This is a genomic window from Streptomyces sp. NPDC005925 (assembly GCF_040638805.1).
In the GTDB taxonomy this organism is placed as follows: Bacteria; Actinomycetota; Actinomycetes; order Streptomycetales; family Streptomycetaceae; genus Streptomyces.
Genome location: NZ_JBEXVL010000030.1, coordinates 17,538 through 38,371 on the forward strand (window position 1 = coordinate 17,538; position 20,834 = coordinate 38,371).

At 71.9% G+C, this 20,834-nt stretch carries 23 protein-coding genes and 1 pseudogene; 12 read left to right on the top strand and 12 right to left on the bottom strand.

Features of this window, described 5'->3' with window-relative positions; genetic code table 11:
* Window positions 1–282: 282 nt before the first annotated feature.
* On the bottom strand, window positions 283–729 hold the full coding sequence (locus ABZ354_RS24895; protein ID WP_358660265.1) for a MarR family transcriptional regulator: 447 nt from the start codon (window positions 727–729) through the stop codon (window positions 283–285).
* Between the two features lie 347 nt (window positions 730–1,076).
* On the opposite strand from ABZ354_RS24895, the gene ABZ354_RS24900 reads away from it, so the two are divergent.
* From ABZ354_RS24900 to ABZ354_RS24915, 4 genes are all read left to right on the top strand, one after another.
* Window positions 1,077–1,565, top strand: a complete 489-nt coding sequence (locus ABZ354_RS24900; RefSeq protein WP_358660267.1) for a nucleoside deaminase — start codon at window positions 1,077–1,079, stop codon at window positions 1,563–1,565.
* Window positions 1,562–2,218 (top strand): DsbA family oxidoreductase, encoded by a 657-nt coding sequence (locus ABZ354_RS24905; RefSeq protein WP_358660268.1) that lies wholly within the window; start codon window positions 1,562–1,564, stop codon window positions 2,216–2,218. The genes ABZ354_RS24900 and ABZ354_RS24905 overlap by 4 nt, the downstream gene beginning before the upstream one ends.
* A gap of 394 nt (window positions 2,219–2,612) precedes the next feature.
* The gene (locus ABZ354_RS24910; protein WP_358660270.1) at window positions 2,613–2,933 is read left to right on the top strand and encodes an SMR family transporter; all 321 of its coding nucleotides are present in this window, start codon (window positions 2,613–2,615) and stop codon (window positions 2,931–2,933) included.
* Window positions 2,934–2,995: 62 nt separating this feature from the next.
* A complete protein-coding gene (locus ABZ354_RS24915; RefSeq protein WP_358660272.1) occupies window positions 2,996–3,403 on the top strand; it encodes an SMR family transporter in 408 nt (135 codons plus the stop codon).
* 143 nt (window positions 3,404–3,546) lie between these two features.
* Here the strand turns inward: ABZ354_RS24915 and ABZ354_RS24920 are convergent, their stop codons facing one another.
* Window positions 3,547–4,377, bottom strand: coding sequence for an aldo/keto reductase (locus ABZ354_RS24920; RefSeq protein ID WP_358660274.1), 831 nt, complete (start codon window positions 4,375–4,377; stop codon window positions 3,547–3,549).
* A gap of 163 nt (window positions 4,378–4,540) precedes the next feature.
* On the opposite strand from ABZ354_RS24920, the gene ABZ354_RS24925 reads away from it, so the two are divergent.
* Window positions 4,541–5,515, top strand: coding sequence for a TauD/TfdA family dioxygenase (locus ABZ354_RS24925; protein ID WP_358660276.1), 975 nt, complete (start codon window positions 4,541–4,543; stop codon window positions 5,513–5,515).
* Window positions 5,516–5,644: 129 nt separating this feature from the next.
* Here ABZ354_RS24925 and ABZ354_RS24930 read toward each other — a convergent pair whose 3' ends face one another.
* The 3 genes from ABZ354_RS24930 to ABZ354_RS24940 form a co-directional block, all read right to left on the bottom strand.
* Complete coding sequence (locus ABZ354_RS24930) at window positions 5,645–6,073, bottom strand: hypothetical protein (RefSeq protein ID WP_358660278.1); 429 nt, start codon at window positions 6,071–6,073, stop codon at window positions 5,645–5,647.
* 287 nt (window positions 6,074–6,360) lie between these two features.
* A complete protein-coding gene (locus ABZ354_RS24935; RefSeq protein WP_358660280.1) occupies window positions 6,361–7,116 on the bottom strand; it encodes a dienelactone hydrolase family protein in 756 nt (251 codons plus the stop codon).
* 127 nt (window positions 7,117–7,243) lie between these two features.
* The gene (locus ABZ354_RS24940; protein ID WP_358660282.1) at window positions 7,244–7,864 is read right to left on the bottom strand and encodes an L-threonylcarbamoyladenylate synthase; all 621 of its coding nucleotides are present in this window, start codon (window positions 7,862–7,864) and stop codon (window positions 7,244–7,246) included.
* Window positions 7,865–8,154: 290 nt separating this feature from the next.
* Between ABZ354_RS24940 and ABZ354_RS24945 the strand changes: the two genes are divergently transcribed.
* Complete coding sequence (locus ABZ354_RS24945) at window positions 8,155–9,684, top strand: helix-turn-helix domain-containing protein (protein WP_358660284.1); 1,530 nt, start codon at window positions 8,155–8,157, stop codon at window positions 9,682–9,684.
* A 224-nt stretch (window positions 9,685–9,908) separates the two neighbouring features.
* Here the strand turns inward: ABZ354_RS24945 and ABZ354_RS24950 are convergent, their stop codons facing one another.
* Window positions 9,909–10,145, bottom strand: coding sequence for a hypothetical protein (locus ABZ354_RS24950; protein WP_358660286.1), 237 nt, complete (start codon window positions 10,143–10,145; stop codon window positions 9,909–9,911).
* 399 nt (window positions 10,146–10,544) lie between these two features.
* On the opposite strand from ABZ354_RS24950, the gene ABZ354_RS24955 reads away from it, so the two are divergent.
* Window positions 10,545–11,105, top strand: coding sequence for a hypothetical protein (locus tag ABZ354_RS24955; protein WP_358660288.1), 561 nt, complete (start codon window positions 10,545–10,547; stop codon window positions 11,103–11,105).
* Window positions 11,106–11,235: 130 nt separating this feature from the next.
* On the opposite strand, the gene ABZ354_RS24960 is transcribed toward ABZ354_RS24955, so the two are convergent.
* Together ABZ354_RS24960 and ABZ354_RS24965 are read right to left on the bottom strand one after the other, a co-directional pair.
* On the bottom strand, window positions 11,236–11,799 hold the full coding sequence (locus tag ABZ354_RS24960) for a hemerythrin domain-containing protein (RefSeq protein WP_358660290.1): 564 nt from the start codon (window positions 11,797–11,799) through the stop codon (window positions 11,236–11,238).
* 132 nt (window positions 11,800–11,931) lie between these two features.
* Window positions 11,932–12,465, bottom strand: coding sequence for a DoxX family protein (locus tag ABZ354_RS24965; RefSeq protein ID WP_358660292.1), 534 nt, complete (start codon window positions 12,463–12,465; stop codon window positions 11,932–11,934).
* A gap of 320 nt (window positions 12,466–12,785) precedes the next feature.
* Here ABZ354_RS24965 and ABZ354_RS24970 point away from each other — a divergent pair, with 320 nt between their 5' ends.
* Complete coding sequence (locus ABZ354_RS24970) at window positions 12,786–13,106, top strand: ANTAR domain-containing protein (RefSeq protein ID WP_358660294.1); 321 nt, start codon at window positions 12,786–12,788, stop codon at window positions 13,104–13,106.
* Between the two features lie 436 nt (window positions 13,107–13,542).
* Here ABZ354_RS24970 and ABZ354_RS24975 read toward each other — a convergent pair whose 3' ends face one another.
* From ABZ354_RS24975 to ABZ354_RS24985, 3 genes are read right to left on the bottom strand one after another with little or no spacing between them, the layout of a single operon-like run.
* Window positions 13,543–14,295, bottom strand: a complete 753-nt coding sequence (locus ABZ354_RS24975) for a metallophosphoesterase (protein ID WP_358660296.1) — start codon at window positions 14,293–14,295, stop codon at window positions 13,543–13,545.
* Window positions 14,292–14,579, bottom strand: coding sequence for a BON domain-containing protein (locus ABZ354_RS24980; RefSeq protein ID WP_358660298.1), 288 nt, complete (start codon window positions 14,577–14,579; stop codon window positions 14,292–14,294). The genes ABZ354_RS24975 and ABZ354_RS24980 overlap by 4 nt, the downstream gene beginning before the upstream one ends.
* A complete protein-coding gene (locus ABZ354_RS24985) occupies window positions 14,576–15,505 on the bottom strand; it encodes a hypothetical protein (RefSeq protein ID WP_358660300.1) in 930 nt (309 codons plus the stop codon). The genes ABZ354_RS24980 and ABZ354_RS24985 overlap by 4 nt, the downstream gene beginning before the upstream one ends.
* Window positions 15,506–15,769: 264 nt before the next feature.
* On the opposite strand from ABZ354_RS24985, the gene ABZ354_RS24990 reads away from it, so the two are divergent.
* The 3 genes from ABZ354_RS24990 to ABZ354_RS25000 all read left to right on the top strand — a co-directional run bounded on the left by ABZ354_RS24990 (window position 15,770) and on the right by ABZ354_RS25000 (window position 18,403).
* Window positions 15,770–16,222, top strand: coding sequence for a flavodoxin family protein (locus tag ABZ354_RS24990; protein ID WP_358660302.1), 453 nt, complete (start codon window positions 15,770–15,772; stop codon window positions 16,220–16,222).
* 356 nt (window positions 16,223–16,578) lie between these two features.
* Window positions 16,579–17,682 carry a DUF4185 domain-containing protein gene (locus ABZ354_RS24995; RefSeq protein WP_358660304.1) on the top strand — a complete coding sequence of 368 codons (1,104 nt, stop codon included), beginning with the start codon at window positions 16,579–16,581 and terminating at the stop codon, window positions 17,680–17,682.
* A gap of 148 nt (window positions 17,683–17,830) precedes the next feature.
* Window positions 17,831–18,403, top strand: a complete 573-nt coding sequence (locus tag ABZ354_RS25000; protein ID WP_358660306.1) for a TetR/AcrR family transcriptional regulator — start codon at window positions 17,831–17,833, stop codon at window positions 18,401–18,403.
* A gap of 1,150 nt (window positions 18,404–19,553) precedes the next feature.
* Here ABZ354_RS25000 and ABZ354_RS25005 read toward each other — a convergent pair.
* Window positions 19,554–19,969 (bottom strand): annotated as a pseudogene (locus tag ABZ354_RS25005) (transposase domain-containing protein).
* Between the two features lie 386 nt (window positions 19,970–20,355).
* On the opposite strand from ABZ354_RS25005, the gene ABZ354_RS25010 reads away from it, so the two are divergent.
* A complete protein-coding gene (locus tag ABZ354_RS25010; RefSeq protein ID WP_358660308.1) occupies window positions 20,356–20,808 on the top strand; it encodes a hypothetical protein in 453 nt (150 codons plus the stop codon).
* The last annotated feature ends 26 nt before the right edge of the window (window positions 20,809–20,834 follow it).

Genomic DNA, 20,834 nt, shown 5'->3' on the forward strand with positions numbered 1-20,834 from the left:
CCGATGGTGTATGTAGAGTCAAGCATGTGTTTGGACCGCTCTTCGTGATCAAAATCACCTGATCGCTATGGCGCAAAGGCCACCCGGACGCGCGCCGCCGGACGCGGTCCGGCGGCGCGCCGGACGGTGAAAGGCAAGCTCAGGGCAAAAATGCGCCGATCAAACCGCGTCTCCGTTCCGCGGCGCGACTCGGCTGTACAAAAACGCCGAAAGCCGCCCCGGGGGGCGGCTTTCAGTCGGCGGTCCAGGTGGTGCGGAGCCGGTGGGAGGTGCCGGCGAAGCTCAGGAAGCGCTGCGCAGGGCCTGGACGGTCCCGGCCAGATGCGCGGTCGCCCCGGCCGTGTTCAGTGCGGAGCTGAGGACCTCGGAGTAAGTACCCCGCGCATCCGTGTAGCGCTGCCTGCCCTCGTCGGTGATGACGGCGTAGACACCGCGCTTGTCGTCGGGGCACGTGTCGCGGAAAGCGAAGCCGGCGGAGAAGAGCCGGCCGACCAGCCGCGTCACCGAGCTCTGTCCGAGCCCGACCTTGTCGGCGAGGTCCTGCATGCGCAGTTCACTGTCCTTGGCCTGGACGAGACACTCCAGGGCGCGGAATTCGGACAGTCCGATTCCATGCTTGCGCTGGAGAGCCTGGGTGAGCTGGCGCTCCACATGCGCGTGCAGAGTGAGGACCTTCCCCCACAGGGCCTGGTCGGACGAGGCGGCCGTTGCCTGAGGCATCGTTGTCATGGGCGGATCCCTCCCAGTCGGTGCGTTTGACAACAAGATACATGTTCATGCAAGCTCGCTCTCTGCCCGGTTGTTTCTTCACTCACAATTCACGGGCACAAAATACATGCACGTTCAAGCAAGTATGGGGGATCCCATGTCAGACACCACGCCATCCGCTCCCCGCAGCTCCCCTTCCGCAGGACGCCGGGTCTGGCTGCTGCCGTCGTCGCCGTTCGAGGTCGTGGTGGGGGAGAGGAGCGGGGAGAGCGAGGCGAAGAGCTCTGCCCTCAAGCCAGTTTCCGGCCTACCGATCAGCGGCTACGCCGTCCCGTCGCGCCCGGCCGCGGCCTGAGTCGGGGGCCCGGATGTCCTACTCCGAGATCTCCGAGAACGAGCTGACCGAGTACGTCCGTGAGGCGGTACGGGTCAGCAGTGAGCACGTCGCCAAGGGCGGCATCCCCTTCTCCGGCCTGGTGGTCAACGGCGGCCGCATCCTCGGCATCGGCTTCAACCGGGTGCGCGAGGACAACGACCCCACCGCGCACGCCGAGGTGGTCGCGCTGCGTGAAGCCGCCGCCAAGTACGGGGCGCACGCCACCGCCGGGGCCACCCTGATCGCCTCCGGCGAGCCCTGCGCGCTGTGCTACATGGCCTCGCTGTACTTCGGCGTCAGCCACATCGTCCACGCGGTCGACCGCAAGGGTGCCGCGCAGTACGGCTTCGACTACTCGGGTTCGTACGAGATCTTCGCCCAGGACCCGGCGGACTGGCGCATCAAGGTCACCTCGATGCCGATACCGGAGGCGACGAAGCCGTTCGAAGAATTCCTCACCCTGAACGGGAGGCGGATGTGACCGGAACGGAAAACACCAAGGTCGGCATCAAGGTCTGGTCGGACTATGTCTGTCCGTTCTGCATGCTCGCCGAGGGACCACTGCACGAAGCCACCCACGACCTCGACGTCGAGATCGAGTGGATGCCGTTCGAGCTGAGGCCCCACCCGACCCCGACGCTGCGGCCGGAGGACGCGTACCTGCCGGCGATCTGGGCCCGCTCCGTCTACCCGATGGCCCGCCGGATGGGCGTGGACATCACCCTGCCCACGGTCTCACCGCAGCCCTACACCCAGCTGGCGTTCGAGGGTTGTCAGTACGCGGCCGAGCACGGCAAGGCCGCGGAATACACGCCGCGCATGCTGCGGGCCTTCTTCCAGGAGGACCGGGACATCGGCCGACTGGACGTCCTCGCCGACATCGCCGCCGAACTGGGTCTGGACGCGGACGACTTCACCGAGGCGCTGAAGGCCGGAAAGTACCGCGAGGCCCACCAGGAGGCGCTGCGGACCGCCGCGGCGTACCGCATCACCGTCGTCCCGACGATCATCGTCGACGACCGCCACCGCCTGGAAGGCGTGCCCGTCGCCGCCCAGATCCGCAAGGCCGTGCTCGACGCCCAGGCCGAACAGGCGGTCGCCCGCGGGGACGCCTGCGGAGTCGACGGGTGCTGACATGACACGAAGGACCTCCGCACGACAGTCCTCTTCACGACAGTTCCTTACGCGAAGGTCCACTCCCGCAATCCGCACCTGCTGGTCGTGACGCAGATGCGTCCCCCCACCGCGAACCGGTGCGCCGTGCCCGGCAGGGCGCACGGCCCGCGGTGGCACCCATGACCGGTCGGTGACGACCGCCGGCGGGCCGGCCGGCCGTGCCTCCACCCGAGGTCCGGCTCCCTCTGTGGTCCGGCCCAGCCGCAGTCCGATTCGACCTGAGGTCCGGCTCCGCCCGGGGCACCGGCGGACCACCGCTTCGCCGTGCCCAGCACCGCTCACCCGGCACGGCGGACCCCATGACGGGCCGGCCCTCACCATCCCCGGCTCAACACGAACGAAAGGACCACCCATGCACTGGCTCTACCTGGCCATCGCCGTCGTCTTCGAGATCGCCGTCGCCATCGCGGCCGGCAAGGCCGAAGGTTTCAAGAACCGCAAGTGGACGGCCATCACCCTGGTCACCGGTGCCCTCGGGACCTACTTCCTCTCGCGGGCGCTGCTGACCTTCAACGTCGGTGTCGGCTACGCCATCTGGACGTCCGTCGCCGGTGTCGGCATCACGCTTCTCGGCGTGCTGCTCTTCGGCCAGCGTCTCGACTGGCGCAAGGCCCTGGGCATCCTCGTCATCATCGTCGGAGTCGTCGGCCTCCAGCTCAGCGGTGCCGCCTGAGGACCTCCTCGCCCGAGGACCCCCGTCCCCACCTGACCCACCCTCACGAAAGGACTTCCGTCATGTCCAACACCGGCAGTTCCGCAGCCAACTCCTGGCTCATGCTCCTCCTCGCCGGAGGGTTCGAAATCGGCTACGCCCTCTCCGTAGGCGGAAGCGACGGCTTCACCAACCTGTCGTGGTCGCTGGTCGCTGTCGTGTTCTTCCTCCTGACGCTGTGGGCGCTGAGCGTTGCGCTGCGCACCATCGAAGTCAGCATCGGCTATGCCGTCTGGGCGGGCATCGGAGCAGCCGGCGCGGCGGCGCTGGGCCCCGTGTTCTTCGACGAGGAGCTCACCGTGGCGCAGGCCATGTGGCTGGCCCTCATCATCGTCGGCGTGGTCTGGCTCAAGCTCGCCGACCGGCCGAGCAACACCGAGGAGCCCGTCGTCACGACGCAGGGCGCCGAGGAGATCGCTGCCAGGCCGTAGCAGCATCGGCGGGCGTGGCACCCCCTCGAGAGGGGGAGCGTATCGGGCCGTTTCTGCCGGTCGGCAGGTTCGGCCCGTACTCCGCTGCCCTGTCTTGCCATTGCCCCGTGAGCGGTTCGCAGGGACCACGGCGTCCGGGCGGCTCAGAACTCCTCGTGCTGCTCCGGGTCTCCGCCCAGGCGTCGGTGGGTGCGGTCGGACACGGCCCGCATCTGCTCGTCGGTGAGCTCGATGCCGAACACGTCGAGGTTCTCGCGCTGCCGCTCGGGGCTCGCCGACTTCGGGATGGGCAGCGCCCCCAGCTGCGTGTGCCAGCGCAGCACCACCTGGCCCGGCGTCACCCCGTGGGCGTCGGCGACCGCCACCAGGGCGGGGTCCGAGAGCAGTTCGGCGCCGCGGCCCAGCGGGCTCCAGCTCTCGGTGACGATGCCCTTGTCGGCGTGGAAGGCGCGCAGCTCGTCCTGCGGGAACAGCGGATGCAGCTCGATCTGGTTGACGGACGGCAGCACCCCCGTCTCCCTCTCCAGCCGGTCGATGTGTCCCGGCGTGAAGTTGGAGACGCCGATGGAGCGCACCAGGCCGTCCTCGCGGAGCCTGATCATGGCCCGCCACGCGTCGACGTACCTGTCCACGCGCGGCAGCGGCCAGTGGATCAGGTACAGGTCGACGTACTCCAGGCCCAGACGGCGGCGGGACTCCTCGAAGGAGGCCAGGGTCTCCTCGTAGCCGTGGTGCCGGCCGGGCAGCTTCGTCGTCACGACGATGTCCTCGCGCGGCACGCCGGACCGGGCGACCGCGCGGCCGACACCGGTCTCGTTGCGGTAGTTCGTCGCCGTGTCGAGGAGGCGGTAGCCGGTCTCCAGGGCGGAGAGTACGGCTCGTTCCGCCCCGTCGTCGTCCAGCGGCCAGGTGCCCAGGCCCAGGGCCGGGAGCGTCGTGCCGTCGTTGAGGGTGTACGCCGGGGTGCCGAGCACGGTGGAACCTTCCCGTCGACTGCGTCGTACATCCAGTATGGGTCGTCCACCCGCCGGGGCCGCCCACTCCCGGCGGCACGGCGAGGCGCTGTCGCCAAGGGCGCGCCGGGCACCGACTCGATCACGAGGAGCCGCCCCGGGCCACCGACGGAAGGAAGCTCGCATGACGACGGACGGGCGCACCGCGGACGCACACCGGCGGGAAGGGGACCTCGACGTGAGACCGGCCGCCGGGCACATCGGGGCCGACATCCGGGGCGTCGACCTCGCCGGGCCCCTCGACGACACGGTGGTCGCCGCGATCCGGGCGGAACTGCTGCGCTGGAAGGTGCTGTTCTTCCGCGACCAGCGCCTCGACCACGCCGGGCATGTGGCGCTGGCGCGCCGGTTCGGCGAACCGGTCGTCCTCGCGCGGCGCGGGAAGGCGTCCCCGGCGGGTGTCCCGGAGATCGAGACGACCGCCGACCGGCTGGAGCTGGGCGGCCGCTTCGGCATGGAGCACGAGGAATGGCTGCGGCGCCGCCGCCACACCCTGCTGCGCGGCTGGCACTGCGACCACGGCGCCCGCGTCGACCCGCCCGCCGCGACCATCCTGCGCGCGGAGACCGTTCCGCCGTACGGCGGCGACACCACCTGGGCCAACCTGGCCGCCGCGTACGCCGGACTGTCCGCGCCCGTGCGCGAGTTCGCCGCCGGGCTGCGCGCCGAGCACCGGCTCGGCGTCGGCTACCAGCCCAGGCCCGGCGACGACGCGTACGTCCGCCACCTGCTCGGCCATCAGGTCGCCAGCGTGCACCCGCTGGTGCGCGTCCACCCGGAGACGGGGGAGCGGATCCTGTTCGTCAACGGCTACTACGTCGAGCAGATCACCGGCCTGTCCCGGGCGGAGAGCCGTGCCGTCCTGGACATGCTGCTGGAGCAGGCGACCCGGCCCGAGTACACGGTCAGGTTCCGCTGGGAGCCGGGCAGCGTCGCCTTCTGGGACAACCGGGCCACCATCCACCTGGCCCCGGCAGACACCGCCCACCTGGGCCGTCCGCGCATCATGCACCGGGTGATGCTCGCCGGTGACGTGCCGGTCGGCCCGGACGGCACGCCGTCGGAGGCGGTGGTCGGGAGCGAGCTCGGCCAGTGGTGACCGGCGGCGGGGCCGGCGGGCCGGGCCACGGGTGAAGGGTGGTGGGCAGACGGGCCGGGCCACGAGTCGGCCCGGCCGACGGGCCCGGCCGCTCGTTGACCGGCGGGCAGGCAGGCGGCGTCCGCCGGGTCACTCGTCGTTGTCGCGCCGGTGACAGCCCTCGGGCGCCGTGTCGAAGCGGAGGGCCGCCCGCGCGTTGCCCCTGAAGCCGTCGCCCGTGACCCGGCCACCCGTCCAGCTGCCGTCCCCGCCGATCCACACGGCGAGCTCCTGCGTGCGGGGCGACTGGCCGTCCCAGAGGTGGTCGCCGTCCAGCGAGGCACCCGTCACCGCCGCCCGGACGGTGAGCCCGGCGCGCGGTGCGGGGGAACCGGGTACCTCGTACGCGCAACCGGGCGCGGGCGTGCCGCCGGGCCGGGCCGTGTCCGCGCCCGGCCGCCACGGCGTGAGGGCGAGGGACGTCGCGGTGTTGGAGGCCACGCGTGCGCTGTGCGCGCCCACGGTCAGCTCCTTGCCGCGATGTCCGTCCGGCGGCCGGTGCGCGGTGTCGTCCGACACGGACAGGCCGCTGTGGCGCACCGGGTCGCCGCCGCTTGATACAGCCGGGCGGACCGGCGGCCGTTGTCATGGATGCGGTTGCCGAGGATCGCCGGGTCCCGCAGCGGAGCGTCCACGCACACGCCGTCGAGGGCGTGGTCCCGGATGTCGTTCGACTCCAGCACGAGGTCCGCGGCGGGTTCCTGGCGGACGGGCTCGTGCGAAGAGGCGTGCGACGGCGGCCGGGGCGTGGCGTCCGCCTTCCCGGCGGGACCGCGTCGCCGCGCCGGCGGAACCGCGTCACGCCGTCAGAACGTGCGCTTCAGCAGGTCCAGCAGCGCCGCCCAGTGCCGCTCGTCCGCGTCACGGTCGTACGCGGCGGTGTCGGCCTGCGTGAAACCGTGACCCGCCCCCGCGTACACCTCGCAGCGGTGCCGTACGCCCGCCTCCGTCAGGGTGTTCTCCAGCCGCTCGATCTGTTCGGGCGGCAGCGAGTGGTCCTGGTCGGCGTGGGCGAAGTACAGCTCGGCGGTGATCCGGGGAGCCACCAGATGCGGGCCGTCGGGCGTGTCCGGCGCGAGCTGCCCGCCGTGGAACCCGGCGGCTGCGGCGACCCGCTCCGGATACGTACCGGCCGTCAGCAGGGCGAGCCGGGCGCCCATGCAGTACCCGGTGAGCGCGACCGGCCCGCCGGCCGCCGTCGGGCAGTCCTCCAGCCACCGCAGACAGGCCCCCGCGTCCCGCATGGCCGCCTCGGGCGTGAGGGAGGCCATGATCGGGCGCAGCCGCTCGAAGATCTCCGGGCGCGCGCCCGGGTCGATGAAGCCGGGCAACTCGACGACCGGCGCGGGCCCGTGCCGGTAGAAGAGGTTGGGCACCAGCACGGTGTATCCGGCCGCGGCCAGCCGGTCGGCCATCGACCTCAGCTGCGGACGCAGCCCGAAGGCGTCCATGAAGAGCAGTACCGCCGGGTGCGGGCCCCCGGCGGCGGGGTGGGCCAGGTACGCGTCGGCCGTGCCGTCGGCGGTGGGAATACGGGCGGCCGAGCCCTGTACGGCGGTCATCTCCGGCGCTGCCTTCCTGCGGGGATGGGGACGGACCCGGCCGCCCGGTGAGAGGGGCCGGATCGCCGTCATCGTGGCACGCGCGGCTCCGCCCGCCGCGCCCGCCCCACCCCTTCCGGGCTGGTGTTCACTCGAAGCGCGAGGTGTCTCCAGCCCCGTGCCGGACGATCTCGGCCTCCCCGGAGGAGAAGTCCACGACCGTCGTCGGCTCGGTGCCGCACTCCCCGGAGTCGAGCACCGCGTCGAGTACGTGGTCCAGCCGGTCCTTGATCTCCCAGCCCTGCGTCATCGGCTCGTCCTCGCCGGGCAGCAGCAGCGTGCTGGACAGCAGCGGCTCGCCCAGCTCGGCGAGCAACGCCTGCGTCACGACATGGTCGGGGATGCGCACGCCGACCGTCTTCTTCTTCGGGTGCTGCAGCATGCGCGGCACCTCCCGGGTCGCCGGGAGAATGAAGGTGTAGCTGCCGGGAGTGGAGGCCTTGATGATCCGGAACACGTCGTTGTCGATCCGCACGAACTGACCGAGCTGAGCGAAGTCCTGACACACGAGAGTGAAGTGGTGCCGGTCGTCCAGCTGGCGGATCGACCGGATTCGGCCGATTCCGTCGCGGCTGCCCAGCCGGCAGCCCAGCGCGTAACAGGAGTCCGTGGGGTACGCGACGAGCGCGTCGGAGCGGATGCCGTCCGCCACCTGGGCGATGGTGCGCGGCTGCGGGTTGTCGGGGTGTACGTCGTAGTACTTCGCCATCCGTCGAGCTTAAGCCTCACTGACCCGGGTCGGCGCCTGCCCGGGCGGCGGTGCCCGCGCGCGGCGCGGAGCACCGCCCACGGCCGCCCACAGGGTCCCGGGCCGCCGTCCGCGGCCTGCGCCGAGAGCCCCGCGCCGGCCCTTCCAGGCCCGCCGCACTTGGCCGAATAGCGCCGGAAGTGCCGTTGCCGGGCCCGGTATTGCCGCCGTCACCGCAGACCGGTTCAGGCCACCTGTGAGGTAACGTCCGGACCCGGGGGAGGCCGACGAGGATCGAGGAGAAGGCCGACATGGCGGGCCGAGAGGACGGCACACGGCGGACGGCTGTGGTGGACGACACCCCTGCGCCGTGGGCCGAGAAACTGCTGGAACACCTGCGTCCGGCCGGGCGCGACATCGGCAGGGTCCTCGCCTGGCTCGCCGAGACCGTGGACGGCCCGGTGTGCCTGCGCGACGACACCGGCGCCGTACTCGCCGGCACCCCCCTCACCCTCGACGAGAAGCTCGTCGTGGGCCTCGTCACCGGCCGCATCGCCTCCGCCGCCTGGGAGGAGCGGGGCCACCACATGCGTCTGGTGCGCGTGGAACACCCCGGACCCGGCCGGGCCGCGGTCCTCGCCGTGTCCCGCCGGGAACCCTTCGGCCGGCGGGCCTCCGACATCGTCACGCACACCGCGCAGGTCGTGGAGATCCTGCTGCGCGCCCACGAGTCCACCGCTGCCGGGCACCAGCTGGAACGCGCGACCTCCGACCTGCGGCTGGCGATCCTCCAGCTCCTGATGGTCGAGGACACCGTCTCCGCACGCCGCGTCGCCGCGGGCCTGTGGCCCGGGCTGCTCGACACGGATACCGCCTGCGTGTACGTCGTGGAGAGCTGCGCCGAGGAACGCGACCGGCTCGCCGCCGCCTGCCTGGAGGCCACCGGCGAGCACGCCCTCGTCGTGCGCTGCCCCGCCATGGACGGGCACGTCATCGTCGTCACCTCCACCGAGACCGTGGGCGGCGCCCTGCGCTCCCTGGTCGCCCGGCATCCGGACACCTTCCTCGGCGGCAGCGCCCGGCAGCGCCTCGCCAACACCGCCGCCGCCTACGGGCAGGCCGTCAGCGCGCTCGCCGTGGCCCGCTTCCGGCCCGACAAGACGGCCGTCTACGCCGAGCGCACCCACCCCGAACGCCTGATGGACCCGGTTGCGCTGCGGGAGTGGACGTACCACGTCCTGCGTCCGCTCGACGCGCTGCCGCACCACACCCGCGCCGAGCTCCTCGCCACCACCCGCCTGGGCCTGGAGTTCACGGCCGTCAGCACCGCGAGGATCCTCGGCGTCAGCCGCAACACCGTGCGCGCCCGCATGGAACGCATGGAGTGCCTGCTCGGCACCGACTTCACCGACCTCACCGTCCGCGCCACCGTGCAGCTCGCCCTCAACACCCAGATGGCCCTCACCGAGACCGTCCCCGACGGCACGCCCGCCCACACCGCCGCCCGCCTCGACGACCTGCTGGCCTCACCCGCCGTACGCAACTGGGCGCGGGACCTGCTCGGCAGGCTGGACGGCGACACCCGGAACCTGCGCCGCACCCTGCGCACCTGGATCGCGGCCGGGGGGAACGCCGAGCGCACCGCACAGGCCCTCGGCGTCCACGCGCAGACCGTGCGCGAACACGTCCGCAGCGCGGAACCCGTCCTGGAGCACCAGCTCCTCGCGGGCGGCGGGGACCTCTACGAGGTCGTCCTCGCCCATCTCGCCGTCGGTGACCTCGACCAGCCCACCCTGGGCGGGACGAAAACGGGCTATCCGGACTCACTTGTGCACGGCTGAGTGCTGTCGGGCGTGCAGCGGGCACCGACGCGATTCACAACGCCCGCACCCGGCACGTAGGTTCATCGAGCCGGGGGCACGACCGGAACGGGGGACCGGTCGCGCCCCACGGCCCTGATCTTCAGCGCACGGCGGGACGGCGGCACAGCCTCCCTCGCACATGACGTGGGCCGGCCCCCGATCGCGGGGGCCGGCCCACATCATGTACGTGGCGCGACGTGTCGTCAGCCGCCGTCGAGACGTGCGCGCAGCAGTTTCTTGCCCAGCTCGGCGCCCTTGCGGCTGTCCGCCTGGGCCTTGCGGAACAGGTCCGCGACCTCGGTGTCCTTGGCGCGTTCCGCGTCCTCGATGTAGCTCGCGAGACGCAGCGCGTTGTTGAGGCACGCCTCCACGTACCAGATCAGGTTGTAGTCCTTGTCCTGCGTACCGGTCACGTCTCCGGTCTCGGCGCCACTGGTCATGCGGCCTCCTTCATCGCTTCGTGGTTGTCGTGCCGGGCCCGCGGGGGCGGCGGGCCTGTCGGCGCGGGACGGGTACCCGACCCCTCACCGAACACACAAACCGGACTTTTCGCCTCTATGGCGATGCGTGTACGCCCGAGGCCCGATCGCCCCGTGCGCAGGCGTACGTCCGGGTGCCCGGCACCTACGGGTGCCGTGGACGTGAAGGCTGCGGGGGCGGTGGCCGGGCGGTCCCGCTGGTGCCGCGAGCCGGCCGCGCTGTCGCGCGAGGGCCGACGGCCCTCTCCGTTGTGGGCGAAAGCACGCTCCGGGCGAGGTGCCGCTCACACCGCGCGGGCGAAGGCGCCCACTACCGTCTGCCCTCTGTCCTCTTCCCCCAGCAGTCCGGGCGGCCCGCCAGTGCACGCAGAACTCACCCCGGTCGTCGCGGCGACCGCGCAGTGGATGACCCGCGCCTTCCCCGCCGGAGGCGGCGCGCTGGCCGCCGCGCTCTGCGAGGCGCAGGCACGGCAGGCCGTCACCATCGCCGCGATGCTGCGCTACCCGACCCCCATGGACGCCGCGCTCCTCGCGCTGGCCGGCCCGGGCGGCACCGCCCGGCTGGACTGGGTGACGGGTGCCGACGGTCCGGCAGGGGATACGGACCACGAACCGGACCGCGGGCGGGGCCCCGCGCGGGACGACCACGCCTGGCGGACCTGGGTCGACGAGGTCGTCGCGAGCTGGGCGGCCTGCCTGCTCGGTGACGCCGGGCTGGCGGCGCTCGCCGTGACCGCACTCGCCGAGGGCGGCCGACCCGACGGGGCACCGGCCGGCTTCCGCCGACTGCTCGCACCCGACGACGGCGACCGGCGGGCGGCGGCACTGCTGCGCCACCCGGACCTGCTGGCGCCCGTGGCGGACCTGCACCGGGCCCCACTCCTCGAGCGGCTGAAGCCGGGAAGCGCGCTCATCGCCTGAACCCGACGCCGTGCCGGCCCCCGGGGGGAGGGGACAGGAAACGGAAGTCGTGCGGGCGCCGTTACGCGGACACGGGCGGGGCCCGTCGCGGACGGCGACGGGCCCTCGCGCGTGGTCGGCGCTCCGGCTGTCAGGCGCGCTTGCCGCGTCCGGACAGCGCGTCCCTGATGCGGTCGACCATGCCCGCGCCCGGGGCCAACAGCTTGTTGGCGGGCGGCAGGTCGGGGGCGGACGGGTGAGGCCGGGTCGGGGCGGTCTTCTTGGCCTGGCGGACCTTGTCACCCAGCTCGTCGAGCTTCTCGGGCGGGCAGGCCGCGCGCAGGCTGGGGAAGAGGTTGCCCTCCTCGTCGGCCACGTGCTCGCGGATCTCGGTCATCAGCTGCCCGATGAACCGGTCGAAGTCGGCGTCGCCCGGGTCGCAGCCCTCCAGATCCTTCATGATCCGCTCGGCCGTGGCGTGGTCCGCGAGCTCACGGTCGACCATGCCGTCGCCGTTCGGCACGTGTTCCCGCACCGCCGGGTAGAGACAGGTCTCCTCCGCCACCGAGTGCCGGACCAGTTCCATCGTGACCTGGTCGGCGTAGAGCTTGCGGTCCTTGTGGCCGGCCGGGAGCGCTTCGATCTTGCCGAAGAGCTCCTCGACCTCCCGGTGGTCCGTCACCAGTTCGTCGATGACGTTTCCTCCGTGTCCCACGTCCTTCACCTCCTGGGCGTCGTGGCGGCTCCGGGGGCGGACCCACCGCGCCCCGGGTCCCCCGGGGTCCGGCGACCTAACGTGCGGGCCGGCCGGACGGACGGCAGGCCCCGGCCGGGGCAGCGGCCCCGTTCAGGCGGGCAGCTTCGCCCGGACGCGGCCGACGGCATTCGCCGGGCGCGCTCCGGCCCGCACGGAACGGCGTACCAGCTTCGCGTCGCGCCGCAGGTCGTGGGCGGCGTGCCGGCTCCGCCACAGCAGAGACGGGTCGCCCGCGGTGTCGTCGGCCGCGATCAGCAGACCGCCCAGCATGGAGAGGTTCTTGAAGAACTGGACGCGCTGCTGGGCCCGCTCGCCGGGGTCGTCCACGTCCCAGAAGCGGTGACCCGCGATGGTGGTGGGCACCAGTGTCACGGCCATGGCGAGCGCGGCGATCCGCGGCATCCTGCCCGTCGCCAGCATCAGACCCGCGCCCAGCTGGACGGCACCGTTGAGCCGGACGAGGTCCTCGGTGCTGTCGGGCAGGGACGCAATGCGGGCGGTGATCGGTTGTACGACGGGTTCGGCGGCCGGGGCGACCTGCTCGGGGCTGCGCAGGGCGTGCAGGCCGCCGGTGAGGAACATCGAGGCCAGCATCGGCCGGCCGAGAACGCGCAACACACTCATACCAGTCTCCAGGGGGTCGGGTCGTGTCGGACGAGTCGGGGCGGGTCGGTGACGAGGGCCGGGGGCGCCGGGGCCCCCGGGTGGGCGCCGGTGGTTGGTCCGGTGAGTACCGCTCACGAGCGGGCCCCCCGGCGCGTCCGGCCGGTTCGCCCGCCGGGTTCCCCTCCCGGCCGCGCCCTCACGCCCCGTGCCCGGTGTTGCGGTGCACCAGCCCCGGTGTGACTGTGGGAGGGACGCTTCGGCGGCCGGTCCCGTGCCCCTGTGGTCCTCCGGGCCGGCCGCCGCTACCCCTTGGCGGCCCTCTCCACTGCGGAGGCGACGTGCACGACGAGCTCCCCGGTGCGGTCCAGCAACCGGACACCCACCGCGACCGGGTCAGGCAGTTGGAGAACAAGGTCGCGCAGCTGGAGCAGGCCGTCGACTCCCATGCGGTGATCGACCAGGCGATAGGGGTCCTCGTGGCCGTGGGCCGGATGACGCCCACCGACGCCTGGGACGTACTCCGCGAAACGTCGATGCGCACCAACATCAAGGTGCGGCACGTGGCCGACCTGGTGGTCACCTGGGGCGAGAGCGGCCGGCTCGCCGCGGACATCCGGGAGCAGCTGTCCATGCGGCTGGGGCAACGGCCCACCGCCTGACCGCCGGGCGAGTCGTCAGCCCCGCGCGATCCGGTCCGGTCCTTCCGCCCCCGGGCGACTGGGCGACCTTCCGCCCCATGAGCGAGCCGGTCACCTCCGCTCCGTCAGGGCCCCGGCGACCTCCGCTCGCTGGGCGAACCGGTCACGTCCGCTCCCTCAGGGACCCCGCGACCTTCCGCCCCTCGAGCGCCGGCCCACGGCGCGTCACCCGCGCGGCCGGAGTACGGGTGTGCGTGCCGAGGACGAAGCCGTGGCAACCGAGCGCGCGTCGGCCTCCGTCTCGTGGACGGGCCGCCGCGTCGTCCGGGCCGACGTCAGTCACACATCGTGCCGCAGGCTCGCGGCAGCACGGCCGACGGTCCGTCCCCGCCGCCGCGGGCGGGCTGACGCCCCGTAGGGACCACAGGGGCCCGACCGTGCCCTCACCCGTTCAGCGTCAGCGGGCCGCGCCCAGCGGCGCACGCTCCCGCACCGGCAGATGGTAGACGTGGAACGCCCGCCCGATCACGGGCTGCGCCACATTGCGCACCCGTATTCCGCCGCTGGTCATGCCGTGCTCGGTGCCCGCGTGCGCGTGCCCGTGCACGGCGAGGTCGGCGCCCGCCGTGTCGATCGCCTCGGCCAGCAGGTAGCTGCCGAGGAACGGATAGATCTCCAGCGGCTCGCCCGCCAGCGTCTCCGGCACGGGAGAGAAGTGCGTCAGCGCGATCCGTACGTCGCAGCCCTCGCCGGCCAGCGATTCCAGTGCCGTACGCAGACCGTCCGCGCAGTCCCGCGAGTGCTGCACGAAGTCCTTCATCACGCGCTCGCCGAACTCACCGGCGCAGCGCCCGGCGAACCCGCCGCCGAATCCCTTCGTGCCGGCCACGCCGATCCGCGTCCGTCCGTCGTCCACGACGGTGCTCTGCCCCTCCAGCACCCGCGCGCCCGAGTCCCGGAGGATCCGCGTGACCTCGTCCGGGCGGTCGTCGTGATGGTCGTGATTGCCGAGCACGGCGACGACCGGGACGGCAAGGTCCCGGATCTCCCGGGCCACCACCCGCGCTTCCTCGGCGGTCCCGTGCCGGGTGAGGTCACCGGCCAGCAGAAGGACGTCGGCGCACTCGGGCAGTGTCTCGAACGCCGGGCGGAGCACGCCCTGGCTGTCGGGACCCATGTGGATGTCTCCGACGGCTGCGACGCGGATCATGCCAGCTCCTCCGCATGGTCGGGGGAGGACGGCCCGGCGACCACGAGATCGCAGTGCACCGGATGACCGGCCAGCGCCTCGCGGGCGACGCGCTCGATCTCCTCGCGGCAGTGCACGGACGGCACGGTGCCGCTGACCAGCACCGCACTCCCGTGCACCTCGACCCGTACGCCCAGCTCACCGAGGGAACCTCCCGCGAGCCGCTCGTGGAGGTGGGCGACCTGGTAGTCCAGGTTCTGGGCCGCCGGAGCGCCGGTGGCCCGCCCGGGTCCGCGCTCGGTCATGACTGCTCCTTCCGCGCTGCGACGTCCTGCGCTGCGACGTCCCGCGCTGCCTCGGTCCGGGGCCGGACGTCCTGCCGGGCGGCGTCCTGAGGTGCGTCGTTGCGCGGGGCGATGACGTTCAGGCGTTCCAGGAGGAAGAGGAACGCGGCCGGCATCGGCGCGTCGCCGCAGTCGCCGCGTACCCGCTCCCAGTCGACCTTCTCGCGCAGCGCGCGGGCGACCGGCAGGACCGCGCCGAAGTCGCAGTGGTGCTCCGAGAACGCCCATACGAGGCTGCGCATCAGGTCGGTCGGCGACAGGACCGGCATGCGCACCGAGTCGACCGGCACCTCCTCGGCACGGCCGAGCATCCCCGCGTCCACGGGCTGATGGGCCAGCTCGAAGATGATGTCGATGTTCTGGCCGTAGCAGGTGGCCTTGATCAGCCAGTCCTCCGGGGGCGTCCGCACCGCGATGTCCGCCTCGGCCAGCGTCGCCGCGACCGCCTCGGCGTCCTCGCGCCGGACACAGAAGTCGACGTCGTGCTGCAGGCTCCTGCTCACTCCGTGCGCGTACGCGGCGACACTGCCGGCCAGCGCGAACCGGTGCCCCTTCTGCTTCAGCAGCGCACCGACCCGTTTGGCCGCTTCCAGGATCGCCTGACTGCGGTCCGGAGGCAGTTCCACCGTCAGTCGCTCCCCTGCCGGCGGCGGTCCCTCCTCGGGCCGCGGCTCTCGTCCCGGTGCCGCTGCCTCCGGCCGCGGCCCGCCGGGCACCGCGTGCTCACCGCCCTGGTGCGACGCACCGCCCCCGGACGCCGCGGCCTCCCCGCCCGCAGGCGGGTCGCCGTGCCGCCGCCCCGGCGGCTCCCGCCTCTCCGTGGCCAGACGCAGATCGGGCATCTCCGCTCGCCGGACGGGGATCGCCTCTTCGTCGTGCTGCGTCATGACCACTCCCTCGTGTCCTTCGCTCACCGGGCCGATCCGCGGGCGCCGCTGGTGCGTAACGGGACCCGCACCGGAGCCCCGGGCGGCCTCCGTGCCAGCTCTGAGTACCCGACGTACGCCCGTCGACACGGCACGGCCGGGCGGCCCCCGGACGCCGTACGCGGAGCGTGGGGTGACGTCATGTGCGGTGCCGCGGGAGGCGGACACCGTGGGCCGGTGACGCGTCACTTGCGGCGTGCGGCACGCCGGGGCAGGGTGCGGAGCGTGCCCACACTGCTGATCGTCCATCACACGCCCTCGCCGAACTGCCAGGCCCTCCTCGAGGCCGCCGTCTCCGGGGCGACCGCACCCGGGATCGAGGGCGTCCGCGTGGAGCGCCGCGCCGCGCTGTCCGCCGGCGCCTCCGACGTCCTGGCCGCGGACGCCTGCCTCCTGGGCACCCCGGCCAACCTCGGCTACATGTCCGGGGCTCTCAAGCACTTCTTCGACCAGGTCTACTACCCCTGCCTGGACGAGACACGGGGGCGGCCCTTCGGCTGCTACGTCCACGGCGGCAACGACGTCACGGGCGCGGTGCGCGGCATCGAGGCGATCACGACCGGACTGGGCTGGCGCCGGGCCGCCGACGTCGTCACCACCACGGGCGAGCCGGGCAAGGCCGACATCGAGGCCTGCTGGGAACTGGGGGCGACGCTCGCCGCCGGCCTCATGGAGTGACCCCCGCCCGCACCCGCGGAGTGTCGCCGTGGACTTCCTGTCGCCGTGGACTTCCTCGTCACCCACCGCATCTGGACGGTGTTGGGCTTCGACCCGGACACCACCATGCACGGCAGCGCGGAGATGTGGCGCTGGAGCCGCACCCGCGCCTTGGTCCACGCGTGCGGTGCGCCTGTACGAGCGCACCGCACGCGTGGACCACCACGGGAACGAGCAAGACATGAAGCAGAAGGACCCCTGAAGCGCACAGGCCCGAAGGCGCACTGGCATGAACGAGCAGAGCGCGAACCAGTACGACGTGAACGAGTAAGCAGGCAGGCGAGCCAGGAAAACCGGACGATTCCGAGGAGTTCAGTATGGTCCGTTCACAGCCCCCCACTCCCACTCCCGGTGCGACGGGCGAGGGCCCGAGCCGGCGCCTGGTGCTCGGCGCCGGTCTCGGCATGGCGACGGCCGCGGCGCTCGGCGCGGGCGCACCCCCCGCGAACGCCGCGGTGGCCGCCGTCACCGGCACGAAGATCCGCAACCTCACGGGCCCCGCCGAGACGGGGCAGTTCGCCGCGCCCTGGACCGATCTGGGCATCCCCGTCCGCTGCCCCGACGGCACGATGCTGTTCGTCTGCGGCGACACCTTCGACGGAGCCGGGGTGGGCGACCGCGACTGGCGTTCCCCGGTGGGGCTGCGGGCGCGCCGCCCCGACCTCGGCTCCCTCGTCATCGACGACAGCGTGGGGGGTGCACACGCCGTCGGCCTCGTCCCGGAGGGCCACCAGAACGGCACCACGGCCATCCCGTCGGACGTCTTCACCATCGGCAACACCATGTACATGCACCTGATGCGGGGCCTCATCTACCAGACCCACCACTCCGACTTCTGGCGCTCCACGGACAACGGCCAGACCTGGCAGTACCTGTGCCAGTGGCCCGGGGACCAGTACGGCGGCCAGTTCCAGCAGAAGACGTACGCGGTCGCGGACGACGGCTACTGCTACGTCCTGTCGACCGTCTTCAACCGGGACATCGACTCCGACCTCCTGCTGCACCGCGTCCGCCAGGACCAGGTGGGCAACCCGGCGGCGTACCAGCCGTGGGGGTACGCGAACGGCGTCTGGGCGTGGGGCAACCACCCCACGAGCATCTCCCCGCGCCGCCGCTGGGGCGAGATCTGCTTCCGGGCGATGGGCGGCAAGTATGCCCTGACCTGGCTCAACATGGCGCCCCTGTCGATGCGCGCCCAGATCTTCCCGCTGCCCACCAGCAATCTGTTCACCACCCCGGAGCAGACCGTCATCGTCCCCACCACGCCGGGCAACGAGTGGGGCAACGCGGTAGCCAGCCCGTACGGCGGCTTCATCGTCCCCGGCTCCACCTTCGCCGACTTCCACATCACGGTGAGCCAGTGGTTCGACGCCCAGAACTACCGCGTCATGCAGTACCGGATCAACGGCCTGGCCGCCTGAGCCCGTCCCGGCCCGCGAAGCTCCCGGAACCTGGGGGCCGGTCGCCCACGTGGCGGCCGGCCCCCGCTTCATTTCCTATGCGCTACGACCCTGTGCCTATACTGTTTAGGTAATCAGAGCAGTGGTGTAGGTGATGGGGAGGACAGTCATGGCACGCGCCGGACTCACCGCCGAACGGCTCACCCGGGCGGGCGCCGAACTCGCCGACGAGGCGGGCTTCGACAAGGTGACCGTCTCGGAGCTCGCCCGGCGGTTCGACGTCAAGGCCGCGAGCCTCTACTCGCACGTCAGGAACTCCCAGGACCTCAGGACGAGGATCGCCCTGCTGGCCCTGGAGGAGCTCGCCGACCGCGCCGCCGACGCGCTGGCCGGGCGGTCCGGCAAGGAGGCCCTCGCCGCCCTCGCCGACGTCTACCGCGACTACGCGCGCGACCACCCCGGACGCTACGCCGCAGCCCAGACGAGACTCGACACCGAGACCGCGGCAGCCAGTGCCGGCGTCCGGCACGCGCGGATGACGCGGGCGCTGCTCCGGGGCTACGACCTGACCGAGCCCGACCAGACGCACGCGGTCCGCCTCCTCGGCAGCGTCTTCCACGGCTACGTCAGCCTGGAGATGGGCGGCGGGTTCAGCCACAGCGCCCCCGACACCCAGGAGACGTGGACGCGCATCCTGGACGCCCTCGACACCCTGCTGCGGAACTGGCCCGAGCCCGCCTGATCCCACCCGATCCCGACCGCGCCCGGACACCGACCGAGAGACCACCCCCATGCACACCCGGCCCGGCTGGAGTTGGGGTTCATGCGGTGGCGGCATAGAGGGCCGGGGCCGAGTTCTGGGGATGAGGTCGGTTGCGGCCCATCTGGAAAGCTGTCGATACATGGTCTCCATGGTGATGTCGCCGAAATGGGATGCAATGTCACAGGGGCGCCAGAGGCGGGTGGGGTCCTTCTCAAGCAGGGCCAGGATCCGGTGACGGCGGCGGCAAGGGCGGTGTGCCGGTCGTCGCGGGAGACGGCGGAAAGCTGAGGGCGGGATTCCGGAGGCTCGCGGACATTGATTGAGCGCGGTGATGGTGCGGCTGGTGTCGGGCCTGCCGTCCTCGTGACGGGTGCTGTAGCGGGACATCGGTGATTTGACCTTGCGGGTGCTGACCCGTTGACGCCGGGGCGGGAGGAGACGGGTCAGGATCCGGTGCTCGATCAGTCCGAGGCGAGGGGCGTCGCCGGGGTCGGTGAGGACGGCGGCGGCCTGGACGACCTGGTCACGGGCGGTCTGGAGGGCGACGGTGAAGCAGCAGCGGTACGGATCGGTGCCCGCCAGCGCCTCCGAGGCCTCGACCATTACAGTCCGCAGGACCTGATAGAGGGTGAGCAGGGACCACATCTCCTGCTCGATGCCTGCCGGGTCGCCCGAGCGGAGGTTGCGGCCGTTCATGCGTGTGGCGGAGCGCGTAGTACGCCGATTCGTGTTCCCATCGCTGGTGATAGAGACCCACCAGCGCGGTGGGTAACGTCGGGCGTCGGTCAGGGTCGTGACCAGTCGGTAGGACCCGGTGAAAGATGGGCCGTCCGCGCAGGTCACGGCGATCTGTGCGTCGATGATCCGCACTTTCAAGGTGCCGGTCACCGACAGGTAGGAGCCGTCGACGAGGAGGGTGAGGACCGGCGTGCGCCGGTTGCTGCGGAGCCGGCCCAGGACCTGGGCGCCGGTGTCGGTGACCGTTGCGAGGAAGGCGTTGCTGTCCCACAGCACCAGCATGTCCGGCCGTAGCAGATGCACCAGCCGGCCGGCGTAGCTTGTCTCACCTTCGGCGGTGGGGCCGAACACGGCGTCGACCAGGGTCGGGTGCCGGTCTCGACCAGCGTCATCAACTCAAGCGTCGGTAGCCGTGATGCGAAGTCCTGCCCAGCCAGGCCCGGTTCCGCTCAAAATCGGGAGCCCTCAGCGAACTGCAGCAGTCGAACGACACCATCCGGCACGGACCGAAACGCGCTCCTGGCGTTGTCGGACTGGCCAACAACCCGGCCAGCACCTCGAACAACGCCCGCACCGGCGCGCTGCCGATCCGCCGGCGCAGGTCACGCAGCGCCTTCGCCGACGGACGGACCACCGGCATCCCGGACAGGCCCGCGGGCACCTTGTCCCAGACGAGCCGGTATCCGACCTCGGGGAACAGGCACATCGCCAGCAGGAAGTAGACCCCGACCGCGACGGAAGATCACGCAGCCGTCGCTGCACCGCACTCGTCTCCGCAAGGACCGCATCCACGAGCTCGAACGGCACGACCGCCGTCAGCTCCCCCAGATGCCCGGGAGCGAACCGGCCCGCGGCGACGGTGACCGTACGGGTGATGGTCGTCAGTGCAGACGGCAGGACACAATGACGGGGCAACGGAGCTCCTTCGGGACAAGCTGTCCTGGTCGACTGCCTGTACCAACGAGCTCCGTTGCTCTGCGTCGAGAATCCTTCAAATCTCTTGCGTGACCTGCGAAAACGCTAACTACCCGGCCTTGGGTCAAGGTTCAACAGCTTGCCCGTGGGATCGGCCACGACCCGCACGTTGACGCCGTGGCGGCGGTGGTGCCGGAGAAGTCCGCTGGGCTGTCGCCGACGGCCGGGTACCTGCCATGCTTGTTTGTGCCACAACAGGGCGCTGAGTAGGAGGCGACATGCATGAACAAGAGAACTCACGGGCTCGTCGGCGGTCTGCGGCTTTACTGTTGTGCTGCGCCGCAGCACTGGTGCCCTGGATAGTTTATCTCGCTATCACCATGGGCTCCCGCGAATACCTGGCGGCGCGCTGGGGGATGGCCTGGGTAGGCCTGGACATCGCCGAGGTCGTTGGCTTGCTCAGCGCCGCACTGTTGGTGCGGCGCCGTGATTTTCGGGCTTCACTGGTGGCGGCTGCGACCGGGACGTTGTTTCTCGTGGATGCGTGGTTCGACACGGTCACCTCAAGCACCATGGCCGCACAGGTGCAGTCGATCTTTTTCGCATCAGCGGCTGAACTGCCGCTCACTGTCTTCTGCGCGGTAACCGCCTGGCGAGCGGTTCACTGGCTCGGCGCCGCCGCACCCGCTTCGCGCGCCTCCTACGCTCAGCGGTCCGGCGGAGGCGAATGATGTTTCGAGAGTACGGTGCGTGCGCT

What these genes read in the sequence shown, in the direction of transcription:
- ABZ354_RS25010 (WP_358660308.1), top strand. Translation starts at nt 20,356, where the DNA reads ATGCATGAACAAGAGAACTCACGGGCTCGTCGGCGGTCTGCGGCTTTA.
- ABZ354_RS24965 (WP_358660292.1), bottom strand. Translation starts at nt 12,465, where the DNA reads ATGAGTGTGTTGCGCGTTCTCGGCCGGCCGATGCTGGCCTCGATGTTC.
- ABZ354_RS24950 (WP_358660286.1), bottom strand. Translation starts at nt 10,145, where the DNA reads ATGACCAGTGGCGCCGAGACCGGAGACGTGACCGGTACGCAGGACAAG.
- ABZ354_RS24945 (WP_358660284.1), top strand. Translation starts at nt 8,155, where the DNA reads ATGGCGGGCCGAGAGGACGGCACACGGCGGACGGCTGTGGTGGACGAC.
- ABZ354_RS24910 (WP_358660270.1), top strand. Translation starts at nt 2,613, where the DNA reads ATGCACTGGCTCTACCTGGCCATCGCCGTCGTCTTCGAGATCGCCGTC.
- ABZ354_RS24935 (WP_358660280.1), bottom strand. Translation starts at nt 7,116, where the DNA reads ATGACCGCCGTACAGGGCTCGGCCGCCCGTATTCCCACCGCCGACGGC.
- ABZ354_RS24900 (WP_358660267.1), top strand. Translation starts at nt 1,077, where the DNA reads ATGTCCTACTCCGAGATCTCCGAGAACGAGCTGACCGAGTACGTCCGT.
- ABZ354_RS24985 (WP_358660300.1), bottom strand. Translation starts at nt 15,505, where the DNA reads ATGACGCAGCACGACGAAGAGGCGATCCCCGTCCGGCGAGCGGAGATG.
- ABZ354_RS24895 (WP_358660265.1), bottom strand. Translation starts at nt 729, where the DNA reads ATGACAACGATGCCTCAGGCAACGGCCGCCTCGTCCGACCAGGCCCTG.
- ABZ354_RS24995 (WP_358660304.1), top strand. Translation starts at nt 16,579, where the DNA reads ATGGTCCGTTCACAGCCCCCCACTCCCACTCCCGGTGCGACGGGCGAG.
- ABZ354_RS24915 (WP_358660272.1), top strand. Translation starts at nt 2,996, where the DNA reads ATGTCCAACACCGGCAGTTCCGCAGCCAACTCCTGGCTCATGCTCCTC.
- ABZ354_RS24975 (WP_358660296.1), bottom strand. Translation starts at nt 14,295, where the DNA reads ATGATCCGCGTCGCAGCCGTCGGAGACATCCACATGGGTCCCGACAGC.
- ABZ354_RS24925 (WP_358660276.1), top strand. Translation starts at nt 4,541, where the DNA reads ATGACGACGGACGGGCGCACCGCGGACGCACACCGGCGGGAAGGGGAC.
- ABZ354_RS24940 (WP_358660282.1), bottom strand. Translation starts at nt 7,864, where the DNA reads ATGGCGAAGTACTACGACGTACACCCCGACAACCCGCAGCCGCGCACC.
- ABZ354_RS25000 (WP_358660306.1), top strand. Translation starts at nt 17,831, where the DNA reads ATGGCACGCGCCGGACTCACCGCCGAACGGCTCACCCGGGCGGGCGCC.
- ABZ354_RS24980 (WP_358660298.1), bottom strand. Translation starts at nt 14,579, where the DNA reads ATGACCGAGCGCGGACCCGGGCGGGCCACCGGCGCTCCGGCGGCCCAG.